This is a genomic window from Microbacterium sp. Bi128 (genome assembly GCF_918698205.1).
In genome coordinates this window covers 1-1,042 of sequence record NZ_CAKKMM010001660.1, presented here as the reverse complement: position 1 = coordinate 1,042, position 1,042 = coordinate 1, and the positions used below count along the sequence as shown (strand labels likewise).

Sequence of the window (1,042 nt, the reverse complement as noted above, 5' to 3'; positions counted from 1 at the left end):
GCCCTGGCCTTCTACCGGGACACCCTCGGCTTCGAGGTCCGCAACGACGTCGGCTACGGCGGGATGCGCTGGATCACGGTCGGCCCGGCCGGCCAGCCGGACACATCCATCGTTCTGGAACCGCCCGCCGCCGATCCCGGCGTCACCGACGAAGAGCGCGGCACCATCGACGAGATGATGGCCAAGGGCACCTATGCGCGCATCCTGCTGGCCACCAAGGACGTCGACGCCACCTTCGAGCGGCTGCAGGCCAGCGGCGCCGAGGTGGTCCAGGAACCGACAGAGCAGGCCTATGGGGTGCGCGACTGCGCCTTCCGCGATCCCGCGGGCAACCTGATCCGCATCCAGCAGCCGATCTAAGGTGGCCGCCGGCCACCGCCGGACCAGCCGCCAGCTGGTTAGATAGAGCCAGTCGACGACGACGGGGACGCTTGGGGCTGCCCCGCCCAACAGATGGAGACACGATGAGCATTGCCACGAGCACGGACACGCAGCCGCCCGCGCTGCATGAAGCGGACAGCCACGACCTGATCCGCGTGCAGGGCGCACGGGAGAACAACCTCAAGGACATCAGCGTCGAGATCCCGAAGCGCCGCTTGACGGTGTTCACCGGCGTGTCCGGCTCGGGCAAGAGCTCGCTGGTTTTCGCCACCATCGCCGCCGAGTCGCAGCGGATGATCAACGAGACCTATAGCGCGTTTGTGCAGGGCTTCATGCCCAACCTGGCGCGGCCCGAGGTGGACCACCTGGAGGGGCTGACGACGGCGATCATCGTTGACCAGGAGCGGATGGGCGCCAACCCCCGGTCCACCGTCGGCACCGCCACCGACGCGAACGCCATGCTCCGGATCCTCTTCAGCCGTCTGGGCATGCCCCGCATCGGGCCACCCACTGCCTTCTCCTTCAACGTCCCGACGCGCAAGGCGAGCGGGGTGATGAGTACCGAGAAAGCCGGCGGCCGGGTCGAGCGGAGCGTGGTGCGCGATGTGGTCTACCTGGGCGGCATGTGCGCACGCTGCGAGGGGATGGGCTCGGTTTCGGA

General features: G+C 68.3%; 1 protein-coding gene and 1 pseudogene. Both read left to right on the top strand.

What is annotated here, in order from left to right; genetic code table 11:
• Positions 1-360, top strand: a 360-nt coding sequence (locus tag LQV45_RS35335) for a VOC family protein (RefSeq protein WP_230012713.1), incomplete at its 5' end; no start/stop codon positions are given.
• Positions 361-464: 104 nt separating this feature from the next.
• A pseudogene (locus LQV45_RS35330) lies at positions 465-1,042 on the top strand (excinuclease ABC subunit UvrA); the annotation flags it as partial.